The organism is Sporomusaceae bacterium, assembly GCA_031460455.1.
Lineage (GTDB): Bacteria > Bacillota > Negativicutes > Sporomusales > UBA7701 > Anaeroselena.
Genome location: JAVKTQ010000017.1, coordinates 47,923 through 73,598, shown reverse-complemented (window position 1 = coordinate 73,598; position 25,676 = coordinate 47,923). Strand labels below are relative to the sequence as shown.

Below are 25,676 nucleotides of genomic sequence, written 5' to 3'. Positions count from 1 at the left end.
AAAGTCGTCGCCGACCCGCAGATCATCTTCCGCGAAATGATCGTCGAAACAGACCACCCTGTCGCCGGGCCGGTCAAAATGGCCGGCGTGCCCATTAAAATGTCGGCCACCCCCGGCAGCGTCGATACCCCCGCCCCCATGCTCGGCCAGCACACGGCGGAAATCCTCCAGGAGCTCCTCGGGCTCAAACCCGAAGACATCGAAGGCCTCCGCACGCGCAAGGTACTATAAACCCCACCAACAGCAAAGGGAGCAGGCAAAAAGCCTGCTCCCTAAAGTTTTGCCGGAAACCTTCAACGGCCGTTATCGTCCTGGTTATCCGCGTGCAGCTTGGCGATCTCATCGACAAGATGTTGTTTCTCCCTTTCCCGGTAAACGTGGCCGGCCACCGTCGCAATCGTCACCCCTACGGCGACGCCGAGCAAAAACCGCAGCATCGTTGTCCCTCCTTATCCGGCTTACAACCCTATTATGCATAGGCCGCCGGCCTTTATATACAGGAGGTATTGCCCGTCAGGGCCGCGAAAATCAATAATAAGCCTCCCGAAACAGGCTTGTACACGGCAGGAGGAAACCCATGGACCGTGATTGGTACCGCGCAGAAATAACCGCCACAGCCACCGGCCTCGGCGCCGACCTCCGGCGCGGCCTCGACTCCGGGGAAGCCGCGTCGCGCCACGAAAAGCACGGCCCCAACCAGCTCCAGGAGCGTCCGCGGGACACGCTGCTCCAGAAAATCGTCGGCCAGTTCAAGGACTTCCTGATCCTCATCCTCCTAGCCGCCAGCCTCTTCTCGTTCGTCATCGGCGAAATCGCCGACGCCGGCGTCATCCTCGCTATCGTCATCCTCAACGCCATCCTCAGCATCGTCCAGGAGAGCAAAGCCGAACAAGCCCTCGACGCCCTGCAGAAAATGGCCGCGCCCACCTCCAAGGTCCTCAGGGACGGCGCTGTCGTCACCATCCCCTCCCGGCGGCTCGTTCCCGGCGACATCGTCCTCCTCGAAGCCGGCGACTTCGTACCCGCCGACCTCAGGCTCGCCGAAGCGGTCAACCTCAAAATAGACGAAGCCTCGCTCACCGGCGAATCGGTGCCTGTCGACAAGACCGACGCCGCCCTGCCTGCCGAAGCCGTGCTCGCCGAGCGGCGCAACATGGCCTACATGAGCACCGTCGTCACCTACGGGCGCGGCCGCGGCATCGTCGCCGCCACCGGCATGGACACCGAAATCGGCACAATTGCCCGCCTCCTCGAAGACTACCAGGAGGAACAGACCCCCCTGCAGAAAAACCTCGCAAAGTTCGGCCGCATCCTCGGCGGCATCTGTCTCGCGGTCTGCGTCGTCATCTTCGCCCTCGGCCTCTACCACGGCTCCCGCGACGGCGTACTCGCCTTCGACGAAATCCGCCTCCTCCTCATGACCGCCGTCAGCCTCGCCGTCGCGGCCATCCCCGAAGGATTGCCGGCCATCGTCACCGTCGTCCTCGCCCTCGGCATGCAGCGCATGGTCAAAAGGAACGCCCTCGTCCGCAAACTGCACGCCGTCGAGACCCTCGGCAGCACCACCGTCATCTGCTCAGACAAAACCGGCACCCTCACCCAGAACCAGATGACCGTCACCCGCACCTACACCGCCGGTCGGCTGCTCGCCGTCAGCGGGGCGGGCTACGACCCCGAAGGGTCCTTCCTCCTCAGCGAGCGGCCGGTCGCCCCCCGCGACGACGCCGACCTCGCCCTGCTCCTCAAAGGCGGCCTCCTTGCGAGCGACGCCCGCCTCCGCCGCCAGGAAGACGGCGCCTTCGCCATCGTCGGCGACCCCACCGAGGGGGCGCTCGTCGTCGCCGCCGCCAAAGGCGGCTTCGACAGGGAAGACATCGGCGCCGCTCACCCGCGCCTCGCGGAAATACCCTTCGACTCCGAACGCAAACTCATGACCACATTCCACGCCGACAGCGGGAGAGTAATCGCTTTTGTCAAAGGCGCGCCCGACATCCTGCTCACCAAGGCCGGGCGCATCCTCGAAAACGGCGTGGAGCGCGAGCTGACCGCCGCCGATGCCGCCGCCCTCACCGCCGCCACCGGCGAAATGGCGGCCCAGGCGCTCAGAGTCCTCGCCGTAGGCTACCGCACCTTCGCAGCCATGCCGGCCGAAATCGCCGCCGGCGCCATCGAGCGCGACCTCACCTTCGTCGGCCTCCTCGGCATGATCGACCCGCCCCGCCCCGAAGCCCGCGAAGCCGTCGGCATCTGCAAAGGCGCCGGCATCCGGCCGATAATGATCACCGGCGACAACCCCGCCACCGCCCTCGCCGTCGCCCGCGAGCTCGGCATCGTCGACGCCGGCGGCCGCGTACTCGCCGGCAGCCAGCTCGACGCCCTCAGCGAACAAGACCTCCGCCAGGCCGTAAAAACCGTCAGCGTCTTCGCCCGCGTCTCCCCCGCCAACAAAGTCGCCATCGTCGACGCCCTCAGGGCCAACGGCGAAATCGCCGCCATGACCGGGGACGGCGTCAACGACGCCCCGGCCCTCAAGCGGGCCGACATCGGCGTCGCCATGGGCATCACCGGCACCGACGTCACCAAGGGAGCAGCCGACATGGTCCTCACCGACGACAACTTTGCCAGCATCGTCGCCGCCGTCGAAGAAGGCCGCGTCATCTTCGCCAACATCAGAAAATGCGTCTTCTTCCTCCTCTCCTGCAACCTGGCCGAAATCATGATAATCTTCTTCGCCATCCTCCTCGGCTGGCCCATCCCTATGCTGCCCATCCACCTGCTGTGGCTCAACCTTGTCACCGACGCCTTCCCCGCGTTCGCCCTCGGCATGGAGAAAAAAGAGCCCGACATCATGAAAGTCCGCCCCCGCGACCCGCGCGAATCGATCATCAACCGCGGCATGCGGCTCATGATCGCCCTCCAGAGCACTGTCATGACCGTCGCCGTCCTGGGCGCCTTCCAATACGCCCTCAGCGCGGGCCTCGGACTCGATACCGCCCGCACCGTAGCGTTCGCCACCCTCATCCTCAGCGAACTGCTGCGTTCCCTCTCCACCCGGTCGGAGCGCCACTCGCTGCTCGCCATCGGTGTCTTCAGCAACAAATACATGAACGCCGGCATCGCCCTCTCGTTCGCGCTGCTGTTGCTATCGCTCTACAGCCCGCTTGGCGGCCTGCTCAGGACCGTCCCGCCCGGCGCGGGCGAATGGCCGATCATCGCCGTCTTCGCCGTGCTGCCCCTCCTCGCCGGCGAAGCGGGCAAAAAACTGTTCGCCCCCGGCGGGCGCGTCAACTGACAGCATCGCATTGCTGAAGAAAAGCAGCCCCGCGACAGGAAAAGCCGCCGCCGCCGGGGAAATAAACACCATATGGTGACGATAGGAGGAATAACCGTGAAAAAAGACATCCTGGTGCCCTTCGACGGGTCGATAAACGCCGCCGACGCCCTGAAAGAAGCCATCGCCCTCGCCAAGGCCCTCGGAGAGAGAATCGTCCTGCTTAACGCCCAGCCCACCTTCGAAACCGTCCACACCAAAATCTTCTTCAGCCCCAAAGATGTTGAGGAATATCGCGAGCAGCTTTGCCACGAGGCGGTAGCCCCCGCGCTCGAAATCCTCAAAAATAGCGGCGCGCCTTTCGAAATCCGCATGCGGGCCGGCAATCCCAAAGACGTCATCCTTCAGGAAGCGCGCCACGGTGAAGGCGTCCGCATGATCGTCATGGGCTCGCGCGGCCTCAAAGTCGTCGCCGGCTTCTTCCTCGGCTCGACCAGCTACGGCGTCCTGCAGGAAGCGTCGTGCCCGGTCATGGTCGTGCCTTACAGGGAGCCCGAAAACAACGTCCCCGAATTACCCTAATTTTGACCTGGTGATGTAATCGTATCTTTAAGAGTGCCGTAAGGCACTCTTTTTTTGCTTGGCGAATACCTTGCGACGAAATAGGGGAAAATAACGAGGTGTGATGCGAAAAACAGGGGAGGGAAGAGGCTTGGCCGTATATCTAGGCGTCGACGTCGGCTCGGTCAGCACCAATATCGCCGTGGTGGACAAGGCGGGCGCCGTCCTCGACACCGTCTACCTGCGCACCCAGGGGCGGCCGATAGCGGCTATCCAGCAGGCTCTCCGGCAGGCGCGGGAACGATACCCCGATCTCGCCGTGGTCGGCGTGGGCGCCACCGGCAGCGGCCGCCACCTTGCCGGCGTAGTCCTCGGCGCCGACAGCGTCAAAAACGAAATCACCGCCCACGCCGTCGCCGCCATGCACATCGTCCCCGACGTCAGAACCGTCCTCGAAATCGGCGGCCAGGACTCGAAAATCATCATCATCAGGGACGGCGTCGTCACCGACTTCGCCATGAACACCGTCTGCGCCGCCGGCACCGGCTCCTTCCTCGACCAGCAGGCAGCCAGGCTCGGCATACCCATCGAAGACTTCGGCCGCCGCGCCCTCGAAGGCGCCTCGCCTGTCAGGGTCGCGGGGCGCTGCGCTGTCTTCGCCGAATCCGACATGATCCACAAGCAGCAGACCGGCCACCAGATCGCCGACATCTTAAGCGGCCTCTGCCAGGCCCTCGTCCGCAACTACCTCAACAACGTCGGCAAAGGCAAGCCCATCGACAGCCCGGTCGTCTTCCAGGGCGGCGTAGCCGCCAACGCCGGCATGCGCCGGGCCTTCGAGGAAACGCTCGGCCGCCCGGTCGTCGTCCCCGCCCACTACGGCGTCATGGGAGCCGTAGGCGCCGCGCTGCTCGCCCGCGAGCAAGTCGGCGGCGGCCCCACAGCTTTCCGCGGCTTCGACCTCGTCGACTACCGCTTCCGCACCGCCGGCTTCGAATGCGACGGCTGCCCCAACATCTGCGAAGTAGTGGAAATCAAACTCGAAGAAAATGTTATTGCAAGATGGGGCGACCGTTGCGGAAAATGGACAAACAGCGTAGGTAAGTGCCAATAACAATAGAAGCCGTCTATAAGGTCCATCTGCGGCGTTGCTCCTCAGAGCGCTTGCTAGCGTACATCCGAGTACGCGTCGCGGCGCGCTCTTCCGGTGCGCCTTGCATCTGGAGCCTTCTAGACGGCTTCCTCCTTTAGGTAACGTTTTTCTTCCGCTTAATGCAGTCCACAAACGCCTCCAGCCGGGTCGCTATCCCCACATCGCTGGCATGCTCGTCGATGCTCAGCGTCAGGAGCGGCAAGCCGTAATCGGCGACGATATTCTTCAGCGCGTACTGGGCGACGATCTCCGGCATGCAGCCGAACGGGAAAGCGTGGATAATGCCGTCGTAGCCCTGCCGGGCGCTCCATAGCGACGTACCCACCGACTTCAGGCCGTCGCCGCCCACATGGTGGCTGAAATACGGCCTGGCCTGCTCAAGGTACTCGCGCTCCTCGTTGAACAGGCCGAACGTCTGCAGCAGCGTCTTCGCGTACGCCCAGCCGCCGGCCCGCACGAACTTCTTTACCTCCACGCCCTGGCGGATCAGGGCGTTTTCTATCCAGTGGTTGGCGTACGGCTCCAGCAGCACGTAGAACTCGCCCACCAGCGCCACCCTTGGCGGCTGGGGCGCGTCCGCGCGGCAGTACGAGCCCATCACGCCGGCGATCAGGTCGCGGCTGTAGTTAACCTCGGCGAAGCTGTCGGCGAGGGCGATCTCACCCGCGCCGTACTCGCAGAGATCGATAATCCGCTGCGGGGCGTCGGCGCGGGGACCGAAATAATTTTTGGCGTCATTCAAGGCGTCGAGGGCCCGCAGCTTCTTCACCGCCAGGGCGATGCTCCCGGCCACCGCCAGACGGCCGGCCGCCGGGGCCGCGCGGCGGAGGAAACGGTACATATCCGGCAGCAGGCGCTCGGTATCGAGCGAACAGAACGCGACCTCGCGGCCTTTGGCCAGCGCGGTCTGCTGCACCGCGCCGTAAAAACCGAACCGGCACTTGCCGGCCCCGCACATCGTCACGATCGTATCCGCGCCGCGCTCCAGCCCCTCGAGAAAGTTGCCCATATTCAGCTTGTAAGGCAGGCACACGCCCTCCGGGGAATGGAGCGTGCCCAGCTCCACCGTCCGCCTGCTGATCGGCGGCGCCTCCGCCACCTCGACCGCCAGGCTTTCCAGCATATGGCGGACAGGCGCGCTCATATTGCCCATATGCGGATAAGTGACCCTCATAGCCGCCGCCTCCATTCCACCAGGTCCCAGAAAGCTTCGACCCGCGTCGCCACGCCCGCCCGGCCGGTATGCTCGTCGAGACTGATAATCACGTACGGCTTGCCGCAAGCCTTCAGCACCCGCTGCTCCAGGTACTCGTTCACCAGCGAATCGGGGCCGCAGCCGAAGCAGGACACCAGCACAAGACCGGCGATATCGGGACGGAGCGCGAAATGCCGGGTCGCCCCCGCCAGCTTCGCCGATAGCTGCCAGTGCACCGCGGGCGCGAACTTCTTTGCCTCGGCGTACAACTCGCCGGCGGGTATATCGTCCGGCGTCGCCGTCGCCACATTCCGCCCCGCCAGCAGCGCCAGTATCTCTCCGCCCAATAAAGGGTCATGCAGGATATAGCTGTGGCCGATCACCGCCACCTTCGCGCCCGCGGTCCCGTCCGCCCGACTCTGCGCGCGCCACGCCGCCAGAGCCCGGCGCAGGCTCGCCAGGCCGGCGAATGTCGAACGCCCCACCGCTCCCGCCGCGGTCCGGACGGCGTTTATGCCGCATAGCGGCCGGCGTCCGTCGACATCGGGAACGATTAACCGGTCAGCGCTCAGCCCGAACGTATTCCTCACAATATCGGGCAGGCCGGCGAACTTCGCGCACAGGTAATAATCGCGGTGGTAGCAGGCGATGCGGGGCACGAACAGGTGGCTTGAGCAACCGAGCAGCGACTCCGCATGGCCGAGGTACAGCTTGAGGGGCAGGCACGACTCGTCGACGGCGAGAGAAGCGCCCCGGTCCAGTACCGTTTTCGTCGTTGCCGCCGAAACGCTCACAGGGATGCCGAGATTGGTAAAGAAACCCTGCCACAGCTCGCCGAACTCATGGAACAGAAGCGCCCGGGGGATGCCGACAGAAATAGTCATGCCTTCCTCCCATCTTTACATAATATTCCTGCAGCGGTGGCGCGGTCAGGTATTCACATTAGCTAGTATTAAAGCAACCCCCCTTTTTATAACTGGAAGTTCCCGCCGTCGCCGCCAGCCTGCCAGATGCTGCATATTCTTACAAGCTCAGGTACAGCATATAATCTAATAGCGTCTCCGAAAGGGGTGTTTCCGTTGGCCGGATTATTCAAAGAACGGATAAGCAGATTCGGCTCCCTCATCAGTCTCATTGCCGTCACCGCCATGCTGGCCCTGTTTTCCCTGTCGCTGCCGGAGTTCCTGGCGTCTTCGCCCGGCAGGGCGTTCGCGGCCGTCTGGGCGGCCCTGGCGATCGTCATCTTCATCGCCCACTCCCGCCATATCGCCGCGCAGCGCCGGCGCCTGTCCCTCCTGGGCCGTTCCGCCGGCCGTCCGCGGTCGGCGCAAAAAGAAACGCAGCGGGCTGCGCGCCCGCTGCGGGGTTAATTCTCAGAGCCGGCCGAGCACGTCGTCCAGCGCCGTGAGCAAATCGTCGATATCCGCGGCGCTGACGACCAGCGGCGGCTGAAAGGCGAGGACATTGCGGTAAAGCCCGTTCTTGCCCACCAGGAAGCCCCTGTCCTTCATCATCTCCAGCACAAGGTCGGTCTCGGCCGCGGCCGGCGCGTTGTCCGGGCGGACGAGCTCCGCCCCCAGCATCAGGCCGAGGCCGCGGACGTCGCCGATCACCGGGTGGCGTTCCATCAGCGCCGTCAGGCCGGCCTTGAGGCGGTCGCCGAGAATGGCGGCCCGGTCTGCCAGGCCGTGCTTGGCGATAACATCGAGCGTCGCGAGAGCGGCCGAGGCTGTCACCGGATTGCCGCCCAGAGTGGACGCACTGGGGCGGGTGAATTTGGCGGCCAGCTCATCGTTGGTGATAAAGGCCCCCACCGGCGTGCCGTTGGCCAAAGCCTTGGCCATCGTCATAATATCCGGCTCCACCCCGAAATGCTCGATGCCGAACATCCTGCCGGTGCGGCCAAAGCCGGTCTGCACCTCGTCGACCACCAACAGCACGCCGTACCGGTCGAGGATCTCCCGCAGGCGCTGGAAATAGCCGGGGGGCGGGGTGATGACGCCGCCGTTGCCCTGGATGGGCTCCACAAACATCGCCGCCACCTGGCCGGAGGTGGTCGTCTTTATCAGCGTTTCCACCGCATCGGCGCAGGCCAGGTCGCAGCCATCGCGTCGGCTGCCCAGGGGGCAGCGGAAGCAGTACGGGTTGGGCGCAAAGCTCACGCCGCCGACCGGGCTTGTATCAGCCCGCCACATCTGCAGCCCCGTCAGGCTCATCGCCAGCTTGGTGCGACCGTGCAGCCCCTGGCGCAGGCTAATGAACTCGTTGCGGCCGGTCGCCAGCGACGCCAGCAGCGCCGCTCCCTCGTTGGCCTCGCTGCCGCTCGCGCAGAAAAACGACTTGCCCAGCCTGCCGGGGGCGATTGCCGCCAGGCGCTCGGCCAGATCGACGATCGGCTGGGTCAAATAAATCGTCGTCGTGTGCTGCAGGGTCGCCGCCTGCTCGCACACCGCCTTCACGATATCCGGGTGGCAGTGGCCGCAGTTCACCACCGACACGCCGGCGAAACAATCCAGATAACGTCTGCCGGTATGATCGAACAGGTACTGCATCTCGCCGCGGACGATCTGCATCGGCTCGGCGTAAAAATGATAAACGCACGGAATTAGGTACTGGTGCTTCTTGCGCAAAATCTCCTCCGGACCGGCCGGTTTTTTCATGGCAACACCCTCCTGGCGAAATTATCGCGACGCCTCATAACGAAAAACGCCGATCCCCACCGGCCGCGGCGCAAACGCCGGCGCTTCCGGGGCCGCCGCGCGGTCGAGCTCCCGCCGGTAAGCGGCCACCACCTCGCCGACATGGCCGGCGTCATAGTGCTGGCCCTCGATCCTAAAAGCCCCCACTCCGACTGCGGCCAGCGGCGCCAACCGCCCCGCCAGGCACAGATCGCGCGCGAACAGCACATGGTTGCGGCAGTACTGGTCTACCTTCACCGCGTGGCTCTCCCCGGCGCTGTCCGTCAGGGCGAAATCTCCCCCCTGGCACACCTCCCGGCACAGCCCGGCCGGCGCCCCATTGCCCAGCAGCGCCCGCGGCAGGCAATAATCCATAACCATCGCCTCCAGCGGCCCGTGCACCACCATCTCCAGCGGCAGAGGGCTGGCCGCCGCCATCGCCGCCGCCTGGGTGCCGGTAGCCTCCAGCGCCGCCGTAGCCCGGCAAACGCCCAGGTTCTTCAACCAGCGGGCGGTCAGCGAATTGAACAGGTTGAACGAGAAATCGGCGTAGAGGGGGAGGGAGGTCAACTCGCCGGCCAGTCTCAGCATACCGGCGTTGCTCACCATCACACCGTGCGGCCTGATCTCCTCCAGCGACTTAAGCAGCGCCGCCAGCTCGCCGCACTCCCGCTCCGCCGTGACGCGCGGCGTCGTAACCACCAGCGCCGCGCCGCGCGCCTCGGCCATCTTCACCGCCGCAGCGATATCCGCCAGCGTCCAGGGTCTGGCCGGCTTGAAAGCCTCGCCGCCCACATAAGCCACATCGGCGCCGTTATCATACGCCGCCGCCAACGCCGCCATATCCGCCACCCTCACCGTCAGCAGCGCCCGCGGCCGTGCCGCCCCTTCGCCCCCGGCCGGCAGGCCGGCCGCCGGCGCCGCCGCCGACACCTCCTTCACCGCCTGGCTGAAGAAGCGCGGCTCGCGCGCGCCGCTGAAATCCACCGCCGCCGCGCCGGGGTTGCCGAACGCGTAGCACGTCGAAAAATCGCGCGCCCGGCTGGCGTGAAGCTCGCGCCACTCTGCCTGATCGGCGGTATAGCCGGCCGGATCGGCCAAATAGCGGTCGATCGCCCGGCGATACAGGCCGGTCACGCGGCCGACGAAATCGGCGGTCCGCATGCGCCCCTCGATCTTGAACGACAGCACTCCCGCCTGGATAAGCTGCGGCAGATGCAGATATAGGCACATATCCTTGAGCGCCAGCTTATACGGGCCGGGGTCGCGTTCCGCCGCCAGCGGCGTGCCCGCCGCCGTGAACCCGTACGGCCAGCGGCACGGCTTCAGGCAGCGGCCGCGGTTCGAACTCTGGCCGAACACCACCCCCGAATGCAGGCACTGCCCGCTGTGGGCCACGCACATATCCCCATGCACGAAATACTCCAGTTCGATGCCCGTCCGTTCCCTGATCAACGTCAACTGGGCAAGCGTCATCTCCCGGTTAAAAACGACCCGCGTCACCCCGTAATCCTGCAGAGTGCGCACCGCCGCCTCATTGTGGGTATTCATCATCACCGACGCATGGAGCGGCAGCGTCAGGCCCTCCTCGCGGGCAAGCTCCAGCAGGCAGGGGTCCTGGATAATCAGCGCGTCCGGCCCCAGCTCCTGCAGGAAAGCGAGATACGCGCGCAGCGCCGGCAGCTCGGCCTCGCTGATCAGATTATTCACCGTCACATACAGGCGCACCCCGCGGGCGCGGGTAAACGCCACCGCCCTCGCCAGGGCGTCGTCGTCGAAATTGGCGTCCCGGCGGTGCAGCCGCATATTGAAGCGTTTGCCGCCGAGGTAAACCGCATCCGCCCCGGCGTCCACCGCCGCCACAAGCGCCTCCCAGGTGCCTGCCGGAGCAAGCAGTTCTACGGTACCTGAGGATTGCATAAAAAGTCCATCTGCGTCGTTGCTCCTCAGATGCTTGCTTGCGTACGTTCCGAGTACGCGGCGCGGCGCATCTTCCGGTGCGCCTTGCATCTGGATCTTTTTACGCAATCCCGGCAATTCAACTTCACTCATACACTTCCCTCGCAATCTTCACAAGCTCCACCGGCAGCGTCAGCCCCAGGCTCCGGGCCGCCGCCGCGTTCAGCAGCACGTCCGGGTCGTCCGCCTTGCCCACCAGCAGGCTGCTTGGGGCCGCGCCGGCGAGAATGCGGGCCGCCTGCCCGGCGCACGCGCAGCCCAGCTTATAGTGATCGGCGGTCAGAGCGCCGAGCGCGCCGGCGGCCACGTTGGCGGGGCTGGAGGCCACCACCGGCACGCCGGCCAACTCCGCGTAATAGGCGACCGTCGCAAAATTCTCCTCCACCACCCGCCCGATCGGCAGAAATAGGGCGTCAGGCCTGACAGCCAGCCTCTCATCGAATGTGGACAGGTGGTCAGACCGCGAAACGGCAAAATTAATAAGCTCATACGTTCCCGCCGCCGCAAGGCGGAAATTATCCGCCTCCAGCACCGCGTTGGCGTCGCCGTCGTGATAAAGCACCCCGACCGTGCGCGCCGCCGGAAGCAGCCGGCGCATGAACGCCACCTTCGCCGCCGCCGGCACCATGCCCGCCATACCGGTCGCCTTGCCCGCGGCCAGCAGGCCGGCCCCCGCCGGGTCGAACACCGGCGTAAACACCACCGGAATAGAGGCCGCCAGGTCCACGGCCGCCTTGGCCGCCGGCGTCGAGCAGGCGAAAATCAGCTCCGCCCCTCGTGCGGCGAGCTCCGCCGCCAGCGCCGGCAGCAGCGCCGCGTTGCCGTCGGCGTTAAGATAAGTGAACGTCGCCTCCGGGCCGTCCTCCGCCAGACCGGCCTTGAAGCCCTGGACGGCGTCGTCCAGATGCTGGGTAAGCTGAAGAATGCCGATATGATGCATGTCAAAACCTCCCGTTATAGCCACATAAGAAATTCTGCATAACGCGGACAATCCCTTTCGCGAACAAACACAATTTTCAGAGGAATTGCTCCCCCGTCTACCGAAAATATATGTCATACAGACAGCGGGAAGACCGGCCGCGGCTCCACCGTCGCCACAAACGGCCAGCCAACCCTTAATAAAATGAAATCACAGAAGGAGGAAAAGAAATGAAACCTATCGCCGTCGGCGACCTCGCCCCCGACTTTGCCCTCAAGGACAACCGGGGCGAACTCATCGAACTCAAAGCTTACCGGGGCAAAAAAGTGCTGCTCAGTTGGCACCCCCTAGCATGGACCAGGGTCTGCGCCGATCAGATGAAAGCGCTCGAAGACCACCTTGCCGACTTCGAACGCCTCAACACCGTTCCGCTGGGGCTCAGCATCGACGCCTACCCGTCCAAGAACGCCTGGGCGAAAGAACTCAAAATCGCCACCGTCAAACTGCTCGCCGACTTCTGGCCCCACGGCAAGGCAGCCATGGACTACGGCCTGTTCCGGGAAGTCGAAGGCTTCTCCCAGCGGGCCAACGTCATCCTCGACGAAAACGGCAAAGTGCTGTGGGTAAAAATCTACGATATCCCCCAACTGCCCGATATCGACGAAGTCCTGGCCGTCCTGGGCAAATAGCGGTAAACAGCTCCGCGGGAAAAAAGGTCCCGGGTTTCGGCCCGGGGCCTTTCGATTACCGGTCAATCGGCAAAGGAGGTATCGCTGCCTCGAGAAGAGAACTTGTCCTAAAATACCCCATTGATTATCCAGCCGGCGGCCTCCTATATACCGAAAGGACAAAAATCGATGACTAACCCCTTCGTCCACCTCCACAACCACACCGAATTCAGCCTCCTCGACGGCGCCAGCCGCGTCGAGCGCCTCGTCGCCCGCGCCCAAGAGCTCGGCATGCCCGCCGTCGCCATCACCGACCACGGCACCATGAGCGGCGTCGTCGACTTCTTTAAACACGCCGTCAAAAAGGGCATCAAGCCGGTCATTGGCTGCGAGGTCTATGTCGCGCCGCGCTCGCGGCTCGAAAAAACCACCGTCGAAGGCGAAGCATACTACCACCTCGTCCTCCTGGCCGAAAACGCCACCGGCTACCGCAACCTCATGGAACTCGTCTCCCGCGCCCACACCGAAGGCTTCTACTATAAACCGCGCATCGACAAAGAAATCCTCCGCGAATACAGCGACGGCATCATCGCCCTCAGCGCCTGCCTGGCCGGCGAGCTGCCCCAGCTCCTGCTCCGCGGCGACAAAGCCGGCGCCGAGGCGCTCGCCCGCGAATACGTCGCCATCTTCGGCCCGGACAACTTCTTCATCGAGCTCCAGGACCACGGCCTGCCCGAGCAGAAACAAGTCAACCCCATGCTCGCCGCCCTCGCCGCCAAAATCGGCGTCGGCCTCGTCGCCACCAACGATATCCACTACATCGACCGCCAGGACGCCGAAAGCCACGACGTCCTCCTCTGCATCCAGACCGGCAAAACTGTCGACGACGCCGGCCGCATGCGCTTCACCGGCAGCGAATTCTACCTCAAAAGCGCCGACGAAATGGCCGCCCTGTTCGCCGCCTACCCCGAAGCGCTCGCCAACACCGTCCGCATCGCCGAACGCTGCGACCTCAGCCTCGAATTCGGCAAACTCTACCTGCCCGAATTCCCCATCCCCGCCGGTCAGACCCCCGAGCAATACCTCCGCAGCCTCTGCCTAGAAAAGCTCCCGGCGCGCTACCCCGCCGCCGGCCAGACCGAAACCGACCGGCTCGACTACGAACTCGCCACCATCGCCCAGATGGGCTTCGCCAGCTACTTCCTCATCGTCTGGGACTTCGTCAACTACGCCCGCCAGCAAGGCATCGCCGTCGGCCCCGGCCGCGGCTCGGCCGCCGGCAGCATCGTCGCCTACCTCCTCGGCATCACCAACATCGACCCCCTCAAATACGGCCTCCTCTTCGAACGCTTCCTCAACCCCGAGCGCGTCACCATGCCCGATATCGACATCGACTTCTGCTACGTCCGGCGCGGCAAAATCATCGAATACGTCGTCGAACGCTACGGCGCCGACCGCGTCGCCCAGATCATCACCTTCGGCACCATGGCCGCCAAAGCCGCCATCCGCGACGTCGGCCGCGCCCTCAACATGCCCTACGGCGACGTCGACCGCATCGCCAAACTCGTCCCCGGCGAACTCGGCATCACCCTCCACCGCGCCCTCGAAGTCAGCGGCGAACTCAAAACCCTCTACCAGGCCGACCCCGAAATCAAAAAACTCCTCGACCTCGCCATGAGCGTCGAAGGCCTGCCGCGCCACGCCTCCACCCACGCCGCCGGCGTCGTCATCGCCAACGAGCCCCTCACCCACTACGTCCCCCTCCAAAACTCCTCCGAAGGCTTCGTCACCACCCAGTACGACAAAGACCGCATCGAAGAAATCGGCCTCCTCAAAATGGACCTCCTGGGCCTGAGGACGCTCACCGTCATCGGCGACGCCCTCGCCCTCATCAAAGAAAACCGCGGCCTCGCCGTCGACATCGACGCTATCCCCCTCGACGACCCCAAAACCAGCGCCATGCTCTCGGCCGGCGACACCGCCGGCGTCTTCCAGATGGAATCCAGCGGCATGACCAACCTCGTCAAAGAGCTCAAGCCCGAACGCTTCGAAGACCTCATCCCCCTCGTCGCCCTCTACCGGCCGGGGCCGCTGGGCAGCGGCATGGTCACCGACTTCATCAACGGCCGCCACGGCCGCAAAAAAGTCACCTACCTCCACCCGCTCCTCGAACCCATCCTCAAAGACACCTTCGGCGTCATCCTCTACCAGGAGCAGGTCATGCAGATCGCCTCCACCCTCGCCGGCTTCACCCTCGGCCAGGCCGACCTCCTCCGCCGCGCCATGGGCAAGAAAAAACCCGAAGTAATCGCCGCCCAGCGCGAAAACTTCATGAAAGGGGCCGCCGAGCACCGCATCAACCCCAAACTCGCCGAAGAAATCTTCAACCTCATCGCCCACTTCGCCGACTACGGCTTCAATAAATCCCACAGCGCCGCCTACGCCCTCGTCGCCTACCAGACCGCCTGGCTCAAAGCCAACTACCCCCAGGAATTCATGGCTGCCCTCCTCACCAGCATCATGGGCGCCAACGACAAAGTCGGCTTCTACATCGAAGAATGCCGGCGCATGGGCCTCGCCGTCCTCCCCCCCGACATCAACGCCAGCTCCGCCGGCTTCACCGTCGACGGTGCCGCCATCCGCTTCGGCCTCGCCGGCGTCAAAAACGTCGGCGACAACGCCATCGCCGGCATTCTCGCCGTGCGCGCCGCCGGCGGCCGTTTCGCCTCCCTCGTCGACTTCTGCTCGCGCATCGACATGCGGCTCGTCAACAAACGTATGTTAGAGAGCCTCATCAAATGCGGCGCCTTCGACTCCTTCGGATGGAAACGCTCCCAGCTCCTCGCCGCCCTCGACCAGGCCGCCGAAGTCGCCGCCTGCCGCCAGCGCGACCGCGACAGCGGCCAACTCGGCCTCTTCGGCGACGACAGCGACACCTGCGCCGACGACATCGCCCCGCCGCGCCTCGACGAACTGCCCCCCGCCGAACTCCTCGCCATGGAAAAAGAAATGACCGGCTTCTACGTCACCGGCCATCCCCTCGATCAATACCGCGAAATCATGAAAAGCTACACCGCCGTCGGCCTCCTGTCCGGCGGCGAATACGGCGACGGCCAGCCCGTCAAAGTCGCCGGCCTTGTCGCCGGCGCCAAGCGCATCACCACCAAAAGCGGCGACATGATGTGCTTCGTCAACCTCGAAGACTTCACCGGCCAGATCGAAGTCGTCGTCTTCCCCCGCCTGTTCGACAAAATAAGCCGCATCGTCCTGCCCGACGCCGCCGTCGCCGCCAGCGGCAGGCTCAATGTCGGCGAAGAAACCGTCAAAATCATCGCCGAAGACATCGTCCCCCTCGAAGCCGGCGTTCAGCCCGCCAGCGGCAAAAAAGCCGGCGAAGTTCGCATCCGCCTCGGCGAAGGCCAGGAAAACGACGCCGTCTTCGACCTCCTCAAAGGCGTCTTCGCCCGCCACCGCGGCCAGGCAGTCGTCTACCTCCACTTCACCGCCAGCCGCCGCGTCGTCCGCACCGACCGCCAATACTGGCTCGACCCGTCGCCCGAGGCGGTGAAGGAACTTGAAGAAATTTTAGGTCCAGGAACGGTACAAGTAAATTGAAAAATGCGTAGAAAATCCATCTGCGGCGTTGCTCCTCGGCTGCCATCCTCAGCGTACGTACGTGTACGCTTCCGGTGTCAGCCTCCGGTGCGCCTTGCATCTGGAGCTTTCTACGCATTTTTGTCGCAACCCATGGGGAACGCACTTTTTACTCGTAGCCGGCGGACATTTTCGCCGGCTTTCTTGTTTCCTCGTCGCAACGGGGGGCGGCACCCAAAACCGGGAACGCCGCGCCGCAGGCGCCGGAGAACGCAGGCGTAGTGCGCCGTAGCTTTGGCGCACAGCCTGCGTTCTCCGCAAAGCCTTGCCCCGCCCTACCGCCTGAAAGCCATCGCCGCCATCGCCGCCCCCTCGCGCAGATAATTGCGCACCTTCAGATACAGCCCGTCCGGCATCGGCGCCGGCGCCGCGCTCGCCTCCAGCCCCAGATCGCGGGCCAGCACCAGCGTCCGGTGCACATGCGACGCATTCGAAACGATGATCGCCTTGCGGTACCCCTGCGCCGCCATCACCGCCTGCGAATTGGCCAGATTCTGATACGTATTGTACGACCCGTCCTCGGTGAGAATCTTCTCGCCGGGGATGCCCTCTTTAATCAGGTAATCGCGCATCGCGAACGCCTCGGCCACCTCTTCGTCCGCGCCGCGGGCCCCGCTCACGATAATCGCCGGCGCCAGCCCCTGCCGGTAAAGACGCACAGCCTCCTCCAGCCGCAGCCTGAGCATCGGCCCCGGCTCAGTGCCGAACACCCGCGACCCCAGCACGATCATCACATCCGCCGGCGCGGGCTTGGCCAGAAAGCCGCCGGCCACGATCGGCAGCTCCACCGCCGCGATCACGAACAACAGCGAGGCCAGCAACCACTTTCGCCAGCGCAGCCAAATAACCATCGACAGAACCCTCCGCGTTAAGGCGCATTATTTACTATTATAGCACCTTCGCCGCGCGGCGTTCAAAAAAGACTCGCGGCCCCAGGAGCCAATATATTCCGCCTTCCTCCCGCCGCCCGGAGACAGTCTGTCGTCTCTGTCTGTAGATAAACAGCGACAAGTTTGTACAGAATTATATACAGGTGCTTGTCAACACACATAAACACAAGAACACCTGTCCGTCGCTCCGGCGAGCGTAATCCGCGCCCCGGCCGGCCGCGGCGCCGTGCCTGTCGTACTAGTGTCCTGGTAAGTGCACACACTAACGATAGGGAAGAGGGGAGAGGGCCGCGGCAGCGGTAAACATCCATAAATCTGCGTTGGCACGGTATTTGCATGAATAAAGTGTGAAATCATTAACAGGGAGTGTGTTGACATGGCAAAATTTATCACCGCTCTGGAAGCAGCCAAACTCATCAAAGACGGCTCGGTTGTCGCCACCAGCGGCTTCGTAGGTATCGGGCATCCGGAAGCCATCACCGCGGCCTGTGAAGAAAGATTCCTCAGCGAAGCCAAACCCCGCGACCTGACCCTCGTATACTGCGCGGGCCAGGGCGACGGCAAGGACCGCGGCCTCAACCACTTCGGCTTCGAAGGCATGGTCAAGCGCGTCGTAGGCGGTCACTGGAATCTCGCTCCCAAGCTCGGCAAACTCGCCGTCGAAAACAAAATCGACGCCTACAACTTCCCCCAGGGCACCCTGGCCCAGTGGCTGCGCAGCGTAGCAGGCAACAAGCCCGGCATCATCACCAAGGTCGGCCTCAACACCTTCTGCGATCCCCGCGTCGAAGGCGGCAAAATCAACACCGCCACCAAGGACGAACTCGTCGAAGTCATCCAGCTCGGCGGCGAAGAGTGGCTGTGGTACAAGCCCTTCCCGGTCACAGTCGGCCTCATCCGCGGGACCACCGCCGACGAAAACGGCAACATCAGCATCGAGCGTGAGGCCCTCGCCCTCGAAATCCTCCCCGTCGCCCAGGCGGCCAAGAACGCCGGCGGCGTCGTCATCTGCCAGGTTGAGCGCATCGTGCAGGCAGGCACCCTCAAACCCAAGGACGTCAAAGTACCCGGCCGCCTTGTCGACTACGTCGTAGTCGCCGAACCGGACAAGCACGCCCAGACCTTCGCCGAACAATACAACGCCGCCTACTCCGGCGAAACCCGCATCCCGCTGTCCGCCATCCCGCCCATGGCCCTTGACGACCGCAAAGTCATCGCCCGCCGCGCCGCCATGGAACTCATCCCCGGCGCCATCGTCAACCTCGGCATCGGCATGCCCGAAGGCGTCGCCATGGTAGCCAACGAAGAAGGCGTCGGCGACACCATGACCCTGACCGTCGAGCCCGGCGGCTGGGGCGGCGTTCCTGCCGGCGGCCTCAGCTTCGGAGCCGTCAGCAACGCCGACGCCTTCGTCGACCAGCCCTACCAGTTCGACTTCTACGACGGCGGCGGCCTCGACCTCGCCTACCTCGGCCTCGCGGAGACCGACAAACACGGCAACATCAACGTCAGCAAATTCAAAGGCCGTGTCGCCGGCTGCGGCGGCTTCATCAACATCACCCAAAACTCCAAACGGGTCGTATTCTGCGGCACCTTTACCGCCGGCGGCCTGCAGGTCGAAGTCAACGACGGCAAACTCAAAATCGTCACCGAAGGCAAAGCCCGCAAATTCCTCGACCATGTCGAGCAGATCACCTTCAGCGGCGACTACGCCAAAAAAGTCAAACAGCCTGTCCTCTACATCACCGAGCGGGCCGTCTTCGAACTCACCCCGCAGGGCATGACCCTCACCGAAATAGCCCCCGGCGTCGACCTCGAAAAAGACGTCCTCGCCCTGATGGACTTCAAACCCATTATCTCCCCCAAACTCAAAACCATGGACGCCCGCATCTTCAAAGCCGACAAAATCGGTCTCAAGGACATGTTGCCTGCCAACGGTAAATAGTGTTAGAATAAAGTAGATATTCCGCGTACGGAATAAACTAAGCGACAAAACCAAAAGGAGATGATCAAGTTGAAGGAAGTAGTAATCGTCAGCGCCGTCCGCACGGCGATCGGCACCTTCAACGGCGCGTTGGCCTCCCTGTCCGCCCCCGATCTGGGCGCCATCGTCCTCAAGGCGGCCACCGAGAAGGTCGGCGTCAAAGCCGAGAATGTCGACGAAATAATCTTCGGCAACGTCCTCCAGGCCGGCCTCGGGCAAAACCCTGCCCGGCAGGCGGCCATCAAAGCCGGCATCCCGGCCGAAGTGCCGTCCATGACCATCAACAAAGTCTGCGGCTCCGGCCTCAAAACCGTCAACCTTGCCGCCCAGGCCATCATGTGCGGCGACGCCGACATCGTCCTCGCCGGCGGCATGGAAAGCATGTCCCAGGCCCCGTACCTCCTTTCCAGCAAAGCCCGCTGGGGCTACCGCATGGGTAACGACAAAGTCGTCGACGTCATGATCAACGACGGTCTGTGGTGCGCCTTCAACGACTACCACATGGGCATCACCGCCGAAAACGTCGCCGAGAAATTCGGCATCACCCGCGAAATGCAGGACCAGCTCGCCTACGAATCCCAGGACAAAGCCGTCAAAGCCATCGAAAGCGGCGCCTTCAAAAAAGAAATCGTTCCTGTCACCATCAAAGGCAAAAAGGGCGACACCGTCTTTGACACCGACGAATACCCCAAAGCCGGCACCACCGTTCAGTCGCTCTGCGGCCTCAAACCGGCCTTCAGAAAAGACGGCACCGTCACCGCCGGCAACGCCTCCGGCATCAACGACGGCGCGGCCGCCCTCGTAGTCATGAGCGCCGACAAAGCCAAAGCCCTCGGCCTCAAGCCCATCGCCAAAATCGTCGGCTACGGCTCCGGCGGCGTAGACCCCGCCATCATGGGCATGGGCCCCGTCTCCGCCACTCGCAAGGCTTTAGCCAAAGCCGGGCTCGCCATCGGCGACATCGACCTCATCGAAGCCAACGAAGCCTTCGCCGCCCAGTTCCTGGCCGTCGGCAAAGAACTTGGCTTCATGAAGGAAAAAGTCAACGTCAACGGCGGCGCCATCGCCCTCGGGCACCCCATCGGCGCCAGCGGCGCGCGCATCCTCGTCACCCTCCTCCACGCCATGGAAGCGCGCGGCGCCAAACGCGGCCTCGCCACCCTCTGCATCGGCGGCGGCCAGGGCGTAGCCACCATCGTAGAAAAACTGTAGGCTCCCACTAGGCAAATTGCGCAAACTTTTAGTGCCAATGGGATATCCTATTGGCACTAAAATAAAAAACTCATGTGATTTTTTTCACATTTTTTCAATAACTGCAGCAATATTATACGAAGACAGGAGAGGATTAACATGCAATTCGAACTGACCGACGACCAAAAAATGATGCAGAAAATGGTGCGTGAATTCGCCGAAAAGGAAGTTGCCCCAGGCACGGAAGAACGCGACGAGCATGAAAAATTCGACCGTTCCCTGTTCGACTCCCTCGGCGAACTCGGCGTCACCGGCATCTGCTTCCCCGAGCAATATGGCGGCGCAGGCGGCGACAACCTCAGCTACATCCTCGCCATCGAGGAAGTCAGCCGCATCGACGACGGCCTGGGCATCGCCCTGTCCGCGTCCGTCTCGCTGTGCGGCTGGCCCATTTACGCCTACGGCAACGAAGAACAGAAAAAGAAATACCTCACCCCCCTCGCCGAAGGGACCAAACTCGGCGCCTTCGGCCTCACCGAGCCCAACGCCGGCACCGACGCCGCCTCCCAGCAGACCGTCGCCGTCCTCCAGGGCGACCACTACATCTTGAACGGCAGCAAAATCTTCATCACCAACGCCGGCGAAGCCGAGACCTACATCGTATTCGCCATGACCGACAAAAGTAAAGGCACAAGAGGAATTTCCGCCTTCATTCTCGAAAAAGATATGCCGGGGTTCACCTTTGGCAAAAAAGAACATAAACTGGGCATCCGTTCATCCCAGACCATGGAGCTCATCTTCCAGGACGTCAAAGTCCCGGTGGCCAACCTCCTCGGCAAAGAAGGCGAAGGCTTCAAAATCGCCATGACCACCCTCGACGGCGGCCGCATCGGTGTCGCTGCCCAGGCCCTCGGCATCGCCCAGGCCGCGCTCGACCACGCCGTCAAATACTCCAAGGAACGGGTCCAGTTCGGCAAACCCATCGCCGCCAACCAGGCCATCGCCTTCATGCTCGCCGACATGGCCGTCAAGGTCGACGCCGCCCGCCTGCTCACCTACCGGGCCGCCTACCTCAAAGACAACGGCCAGCCTTACTCCAAAGAGGCCGCCATGGCCAAGCTGTACGCCTCTGACGCTGCCATGAACGTCACCACCGACGCCGTCCAGATCTTCGGCGGCTACGGCTACAGCCGCGAATACCCGGTCGAGCGCCTGATGCGCAACGCCAAAATCACCCAGATCTACGAAGGTACCAACCAAGTCCAGCGCATGGTCATCTCGGGGGCCGTCCTCCGCTAGCCGGCGCTTCATCTCACCAGAAACAGGAGGCTGAAGAATGGAAATCGTCGTCTGTGTCAAGCAAGTACCTGACACCACCGAAGTAAAAATCGATCCAGTAACCAACACGCTCATCCGCCAGGGGGTACCGAGCATCGTCAACCCGTTCGACAAGAACGCCGTTGAAGCCGCGCTCGTCCTCAAAGAAAAGCACGGCGGCAAGGTGACGGTCATCAGCATGGGGCCGCCCCAGGCCAAGGACGCACTGAAGGAATGCCTCGCCATGGGGGCCGACGCGGCCATCCTTGTCAGCGACCGCGCCTTCGGCGGCGCCGACACCCTCGCCACCAGCTACACCCTCGCGGCGGCCATCAAAAAGCTTGGCACAGTCGACGTAATCCTCTGCGGCAAGCAAGCCATCGACGGCGACACCGCCCAGGTCGGGCCGGAAATCGCCGAACACCTCGGCATTCCCCAGGTCACCTATGTCGCCAAAGTCGAAGTCAACGGCGCCACCGCCCGCCTTGAGCGCGAACACGAAGACGGCTACGAAATCATCGAAGTGAATACGCCCGTCATGCTCACCGTCGTCAAATCCGCCAACGAGCCGCGCTACCCAACCGTTAAAGGCACCATGCGCGCCAACCGCGCCGAGATCCCTGTCTGGACGCTCGCCGACCTCGACGTCGACCAGGCCAGGCTCGGCCTCAAAGGCTCGCCCACCCAGGTCCGTAAAATCTTCACCCCCAAGCAGCGCACCCAGGGGGTTCTCATCCAGAAGGACACCGCCCGGGAAGCGGTCGCAGAACTAATCGCCAAACTGTCTGAAGCGAAGATCGTCTAGGGGGTAGCGAAAACAATGGCCATCAAAGTAATCAAAGACCAGTGCATAGGCTGCAGCGCCTGCGTCGGCGCCTGTCCCTTCGGCGCCATCGAAATGCAGGACGACGCCAAAGCCTTCATCACCGAAGCCTGTACCGCCTGCGGCGCCTGCATCGACACCTGTCCCGTCAAAACCATCATCCGCGAAGAAGAAGCCAAAACCGTCGCCATCGACAAGAACGCCTACAAAGACGTCTGGGTCTACCTCGAACTGGCTGAAGGCGCACCCCGCAACGTCGGCCTCGAACTCCTCGGCGAAGGCCGCAAACTCGCCGACGCCATGAACCAGAAACTGGCCGCCGTCATCCTCGGCGACGGCGTAGAGGCGCTCGCCAAAGAAGCCTTCGCCGCCGGCGCCGACAAAGTCTACCTCGTCGAAGGCCCCGAATACGCCCACTACAGCACCGACGCCTACACCATCGCCCTCGTCGACCTCATCGGCGCCTACAAACCCTCCGTCATCCTCCTCGGCGCCACCAACGACGGCCGCGACCTCGGACCGCGCATCGCCTGCCGCGTCGGCACCGGCCTCACCGCCGACTGCACCGGCCTCGGCATCGACGAAGCCACCGGCCTCGTCGCCTGGACCCGTCCGGCCTTCGGCGGCAACATCATGGCCACAATCCTCTGCCCCGACCACCGGCCCCAGATGGGCACCGTCCGGCCGAAAGTCTTCAAAAAACCCGAACCCGACTACGGCAAGAGCGGCGAAATAATCCGCGTTCCCAGCAAAGTCAAACCCGGCGACATCCGCACCAAACTCATCGAAGTCATCAAAGTCTGCACCGCCGCCTGCAACCTCGAAGAAGCCGAAATCATCGTCTCCGGCGGCCGCGGCCTCTGCAAACCCGAGAACTTCACCCTTGTCGAAGACCTGGCGAACGTCCTCGGCGCAGCCGTCGGCGCCTCCCGCGCCGCCGTCGACGCCGGCTGGAAACCGGCCCTCCACCAGGTAGGCCAGACCGGCAAAACCGTAGGCCCCAAAATCTACTTCGCCTGCGGCATCTCCGGCGCCATCCAGCACCTTGCCGGCATGTCCTCCTCCGACATCGTCATCGCCGTCAACAAAGACCCCGACGCCCCCATCTTCAAAATGGCCGACTACGGCATCGTCGGCGACGTCATGGAAGTACTGCCCATCCTCACCGAAGAGTTCCGCAAGATCAAGGAAGCCTAGCGAAAAGAGGTAATCGAATATGGTCCGCGACATATCCTTCGCCGAAATCAACATCGGCGACAAAGCCAGCATGACCAAAACAGTCAGCGAACACGACGTCTACACCTTCGCCGGCGTCAGCGGCGACTTCAACCCCGTCCACATCGACGCCGAATTCGCCAAAACCACCATGTTCAAAGAACGCATCGCCCACGGCATGCTCTCGGCCGGCTTCATCTCCGCCGTACTCGGCACCTCGCTGCCCGGCCGCAACACCATCTACCTCGGGCAGGAGCTCGCCTTCAAAGCCCCGGTCAAAATCGGCGACACCGTCACCGCCACCGTCGAAGCCATCGAAAAAATCCCCGAAAAAAACCGCCTCATCTTCCGCACCACCGTCACCAACCAGGACGGCACCGTCGTCATCGACGGCAAAGCCACTGTCCTCAAGAAGTAGCAGGAACCCCCGCGCCGCACGAGAAAACCGTGCGGCGGGGGGGTTCGTTGCGTATGGCCATATGTGAAAAAAATAATTTATTGGAGAGGGTGTACAGCATGGAATTCAAAAAAGCTCTGGTAATCGGCGCCGGCCAAATGGGCAGCGGCATCGCCCAGGTAATGGCCCAGGGCGGCCTCACCGTCGTCCTCCGCGACATCAAAGAGGAATTCGTCAAAAAAGGTATCGCCGGCATCGACAAAAACCTCACCAAAGCCGTCGAAAAAGGCAAAATGGCCCCCGAAGAAAAAGCCGCCGTCATGGGGCGCATCTCAGGCGTCGTCGACCTTGACGCCGCCGCCTGCGACGTCGACCTCGCCATCGAAGCCGCCGTCGAAAACATGGACATCAAACGCGACATCTTCCAAACCCTCGACAAACTCTGCCCCGAGCGCACCATCCTCGCCTCCAACACCTCCTCGCTGCCCATCACCGCCCTCGGCGCCATCACCAAGCGCCCGCAGAAATTCATCGGCATGCACTTCTTCAACCCCGCCCCGGTCATGAAACTCGTCGAAGTCATCACCGGCCTCGCCACCAGCGACGAAACCTTCGCCGCCGTCAAAGGCCTTGCCGAAACTTTAGGCAAATCGCCTGTCAAAGTATCCGACTTCCCCGGTTTCGCCGGCAACCGCATCATGATGCCGATGATCAACGAAGCCGTCTACGCCCTCATGGAAGGCGTCGCCAGCGTCGAAGACATCGACAGCGTCGCCAAACTCGGCTTCAACCACCCCATGGGACCACTTGCCCTCTCCGACCTCATCGGCAACGACACCGTCCTCTACATCATGGAAGTCCTCTACCAAGGTTACGGCGACAGCAAATACCGCCCCTGCCCGCTGCTCAGGAAATACGTCGCCGCCGGCTGGCTGGGCCGCAAATCCGGCCGTGGCTTCTACGACTACAACCAGCAATAAAAAAATAGGGAGGTAGACAAACATGAGCGACTACCAGAACCTCATCTTCGAAAACCAGGACGGCATCGGCATCGTCACCATCAACCGGCCTAAAGCCCTCAACGCCCTCAACGCCGACACCATGGACGAACTCGACCGGCTCGCCGACGCCCTCGCCAAAGACACCGCCGTCAAAGCAATCATCATCACCGGCGCGGGCGACAAAGCCTTCGTCGCCGGCGCCGACATCGCCTACATGCAGCCCCTCAGTGCCGTCGAAGGCCGTGCCTGGGCCAAATACGGCCAATCCGTCTTCAACAAAATCGAAAACCTGCCCCAGCCTGTCATCGCCGCCGTAAACGGCTTCGCCCTCGGCGGCGGCTGCGAACTCGCCATGGCCTGCGACATCCGCATCGCCTCCGAAAAAGCCAAATTCGGCCAGCCCGAATCCACCCTCGGCATCCCGCCGGGATTCGGCGGCACCCAGCGTCTCGCCCGCCTCGTCGGCAAAGGCCGCGCCAAAGAACTCCTCTTCACCGCCGACATGATCGACGCTCTAGAGGCCTACCGCATCGGCCTCGCCAACAAAATCGTCGCCCCCGAGGAACTCATGGACGCCGCCAAAGCCCTGGCCCAAAAGATCATGAGCCGCTCGCCCGTCGGCGTCCAGATGTGCAAAGTCGCCGTCAACGAAGGCCTCGACACCGACCTCGAAACCGGCGTCGCCTACGAAGCCGAAGTCTTCGGCCTCTGCTTCGCCACCGCCGACCAGAAAGAAGGCATGGCCGCCTTCCTCGAAAAACGCAAAGCCAACTTCACCGGCAAATAAGCCGACGCAAAAA

22 protein-coding genes are annotated in these 25,676 nt (G+C 63.2%); 15 read left to right on the top strand and 7 right to left on the bottom strand.

Annotated elements, in window-relative coordinates; genetic code table 11:
* Positions 1–231 (top strand): CoA transferase (locus RIN56_18140; GenBank protein ID MDR7868717.1); only part of this gene is annotated, 231 nt, incomplete at its 5' end.
* 62 nt (positions 232–293) lie between these two features.
* On the opposite strand, the gene RIN56_18135 is transcribed toward RIN56_18140, so the two are convergent.
* A complete protein-coding gene (locus RIN56_18135; protein ID MDR7868716.1) occupies positions 294–437 on the bottom strand; it encodes a hypothetical protein in 144 nt (47 codons plus the stop codon).
* Between the two features lie 140 nt (positions 438–577).
* Between RIN56_18135 and RIN56_18130 the strand changes: the two genes are divergently transcribed.
* The 3 genes from RIN56_18130 (at position 578) to RIN56_18120 (ending at position 4,946) form a co-directional block, all read left to right on the top strand.
* Positions 578–3,292: a cation-translocating P-type ATPase gene (locus tag RIN56_18130; protein ID MDR7868715.1), complete on the top strand. Its 2,715-nt coding sequence runs from the start codon at positions 578–580 to the stop codon at positions 3,290–3,292.
* Positions 3,293–3,388: 96 nt separating this feature from the next.
* Positions 3,389–3,853, top strand: a complete 465-nt coding sequence (locus RIN56_18125) for a universal stress protein (protein ID MDR7868714.1) — start codon at positions 3,389–3,391, stop codon at positions 3,851–3,853.
* 130 nt (positions 3,854–3,983) lie between these two features.
* Positions 3,984–4,946 (top strand): acyl-CoA dehydratase activase, encoded by a 963-nt coding sequence (locus RIN56_18120; protein MDR7868713.1) that lies wholly within the window; start codon positions 3,984–3,986, stop codon positions 4,944–4,946.
* Positions 4,947–5,079: 133 nt separating this feature from the next.
* On the opposite strand, the gene RIN56_18115 is transcribed toward RIN56_18120, so the two are convergent.
* Both RIN56_18115 and RIN56_18110 read right to left on the bottom strand, forming a co-directional pair.
* Positions 5,080–6,138 (bottom strand): hypothetical protein, encoded by a 1,059-nt coding sequence (locus RIN56_18115; protein ID MDR7868712.1) that lies wholly within the window; start codon positions 6,136–6,138, stop codon positions 5,080–5,082.
* Between the two features lie 17 nt (positions 6,139–6,155).
* On the bottom strand, positions 6,156–7,064 hold the full coding sequence (locus RIN56_18110; GenBank protein ID MDR7868711.1) for an acyl-CoA dehydratase activase-related protein: 909 nt from the start codon (positions 7,062–7,064) through the stop codon (positions 6,156–6,158).
* A gap of 195 nt (positions 7,065–7,259) precedes the next feature.
* Here RIN56_18110 and RIN56_18105 point away from each other — a divergent pair, with 195 nt between their 5' ends.
* Entirely contained in the window at positions 7,260–7,550 is a 291-nt protein-coding gene (locus RIN56_18105) for a hypothetical protein (protein ID MDR7868710.1), read from the top strand.
* Between the two features lie 3 nt (positions 7,551–7,553).
* On the opposite strand, the gene RIN56_18100 is transcribed toward RIN56_18105, so the two are convergent.
* The 3 genes from RIN56_18100 to RIN56_18090 form a co-directional block, all read right to left on the bottom strand.
* On the bottom strand, positions 7,554–8,840 hold the full coding sequence (locus RIN56_18100; protein MDR7868709.1) for an aspartate aminotransferase family protein: 1,287 nt from the start codon (positions 8,838–8,840) through the stop codon (positions 7,554–7,556).
* Between the two features lie 21 nt (positions 8,841–8,861).
* Positions 8,862–10,778, bottom strand: a complete 1,917-nt coding sequence (locus tag RIN56_18095; GenBank protein ID MDR7868708.1) for a U32 family peptidase — start codon at positions 10,776–10,778, stop codon at positions 8,862–8,864.
* Between the two features lie 124 nt (positions 10,779–10,902).
* A complete protein-coding gene (locus RIN56_18090) occupies positions 10,903–11,757 on the bottom strand; it encodes an ABC transporter substrate-binding protein (GenBank protein ID MDR7868707.1) in 855 nt (284 codons plus the stop codon).
* A 209-nt stretch (positions 11,758–11,966) separates the two neighbouring features.
* On the opposite strand from RIN56_18090, the gene RIN56_18085 reads away from it, so the two are divergent.
* Positions 11,967–12,425, top strand: a complete 459-nt coding sequence (locus RIN56_18085; protein ID MDR7868706.1) for a redoxin domain-containing protein — start codon at positions 11,967–11,969, stop codon at positions 12,423–12,425.
* 168 nt (positions 12,426–12,593) lie between these two features.
* A complete protein-coding gene (locus tag RIN56_18080) occupies positions 12,594–16,019 on the top strand; it encodes a DNA polymerase III subunit alpha (protein ID MDR7868705.1) in 3,426 nt (1,141 codons plus the stop codon).
* Between the two features lie 314 nt (positions 16,020–16,333).
* Here RIN56_18080 and RIN56_18075 read toward each other — a convergent pair whose 3' ends face one another.
* Positions 16,334–16,909, bottom strand: coding sequence for a YdcF family protein (locus RIN56_18075; protein MDR7868704.1), 576 nt, complete (start codon positions 16,907–16,909; stop codon positions 16,334–16,336).
* Between the two features lie 415 nt (positions 16,910–17,324).
* On the opposite strand from RIN56_18075, the gene RIN56_18070 reads away from it, so the two are divergent.
* From RIN56_18070 to RIN56_18035, 8 genes are all read left to right on the top strand, one after another.
* A complete protein-coding gene (locus tag RIN56_18070; protein ID MDR7868703.1) occupies positions 17,325–18,893 on the top strand; it encodes an acyl CoA:acetate/3-ketoacid CoA transferase in 1,569 nt (522 codons plus the stop codon).
* A 69-nt stretch (positions 18,894–18,962) separates the two neighbouring features.
* Positions 18,963–20,144, top strand: a complete 1,182-nt coding sequence (locus RIN56_18065) for an acetyl-CoA C-acetyltransferase (protein ID MDR7868702.1) — start codon at positions 18,963–18,965, stop codon at positions 20,142–20,144.
* A gap of 138 nt (positions 20,145–20,282) precedes the next feature.
* Positions 20,283–21,422 (top strand): acyl-CoA dehydrogenase, encoded by a 1,140-nt coding sequence (locus tag RIN56_18060; GenBank protein MDR7868701.1) that lies wholly within the window; start codon positions 20,283–20,285, stop codon positions 21,420–21,422.
* Between the two features lie 37 nt (positions 21,423–21,459).
* The gene (locus tag RIN56_18055) at positions 21,460–22,245 is read left to right on the top strand and encodes an electron transfer flavoprotein subunit beta/FixA family protein (protein ID MDR7868700.1); all 786 of its coding nucleotides are present in this window, start codon (positions 21,460–21,462) and stop codon (positions 22,243–22,245) included.
* A 15-nt stretch (positions 22,246–22,260) separates the two neighbouring features.
* Positions 22,261–23,460, top strand: coding sequence for an electron transfer flavoprotein subunit alpha (locus tag RIN56_18050; GenBank protein MDR7868699.1), 1,200 nt, complete (start codon positions 22,261–22,263; stop codon positions 23,458–23,460).
* A 19-nt stretch (positions 23,461–23,479) separates the two neighbouring features.
* Complete coding sequence (locus tag RIN56_18045) at positions 23,480–23,896, top strand: MaoC family dehydratase (protein MDR7868698.1); 417 nt, start codon at positions 23,480–23,482, stop codon at positions 23,894–23,896.
* Positions 23,897–23,994: 98 nt separating this feature from the next.
* Positions 23,995–24,855 (top strand): 3-hydroxybutyryl-CoA dehydrogenase, encoded by an 861-nt coding sequence (locus RIN56_18040; GenBank protein MDR7868697.1) that lies wholly within the window; start codon positions 23,995–23,997, stop codon positions 24,853–24,855.
* Between the two features lie 22 nt (positions 24,856–24,877).
* Positions 24,878–25,663 (top strand): short-chain-enoyl-CoA hydratase, encoded by a 786-nt coding sequence (locus RIN56_18035; GenBank protein MDR7868696.1) that lies wholly within the window; start codon positions 24,878–24,880, stop codon positions 25,661–25,663.
* Positions 25,664–25,676: the final 13 nt, after the last annotated feature.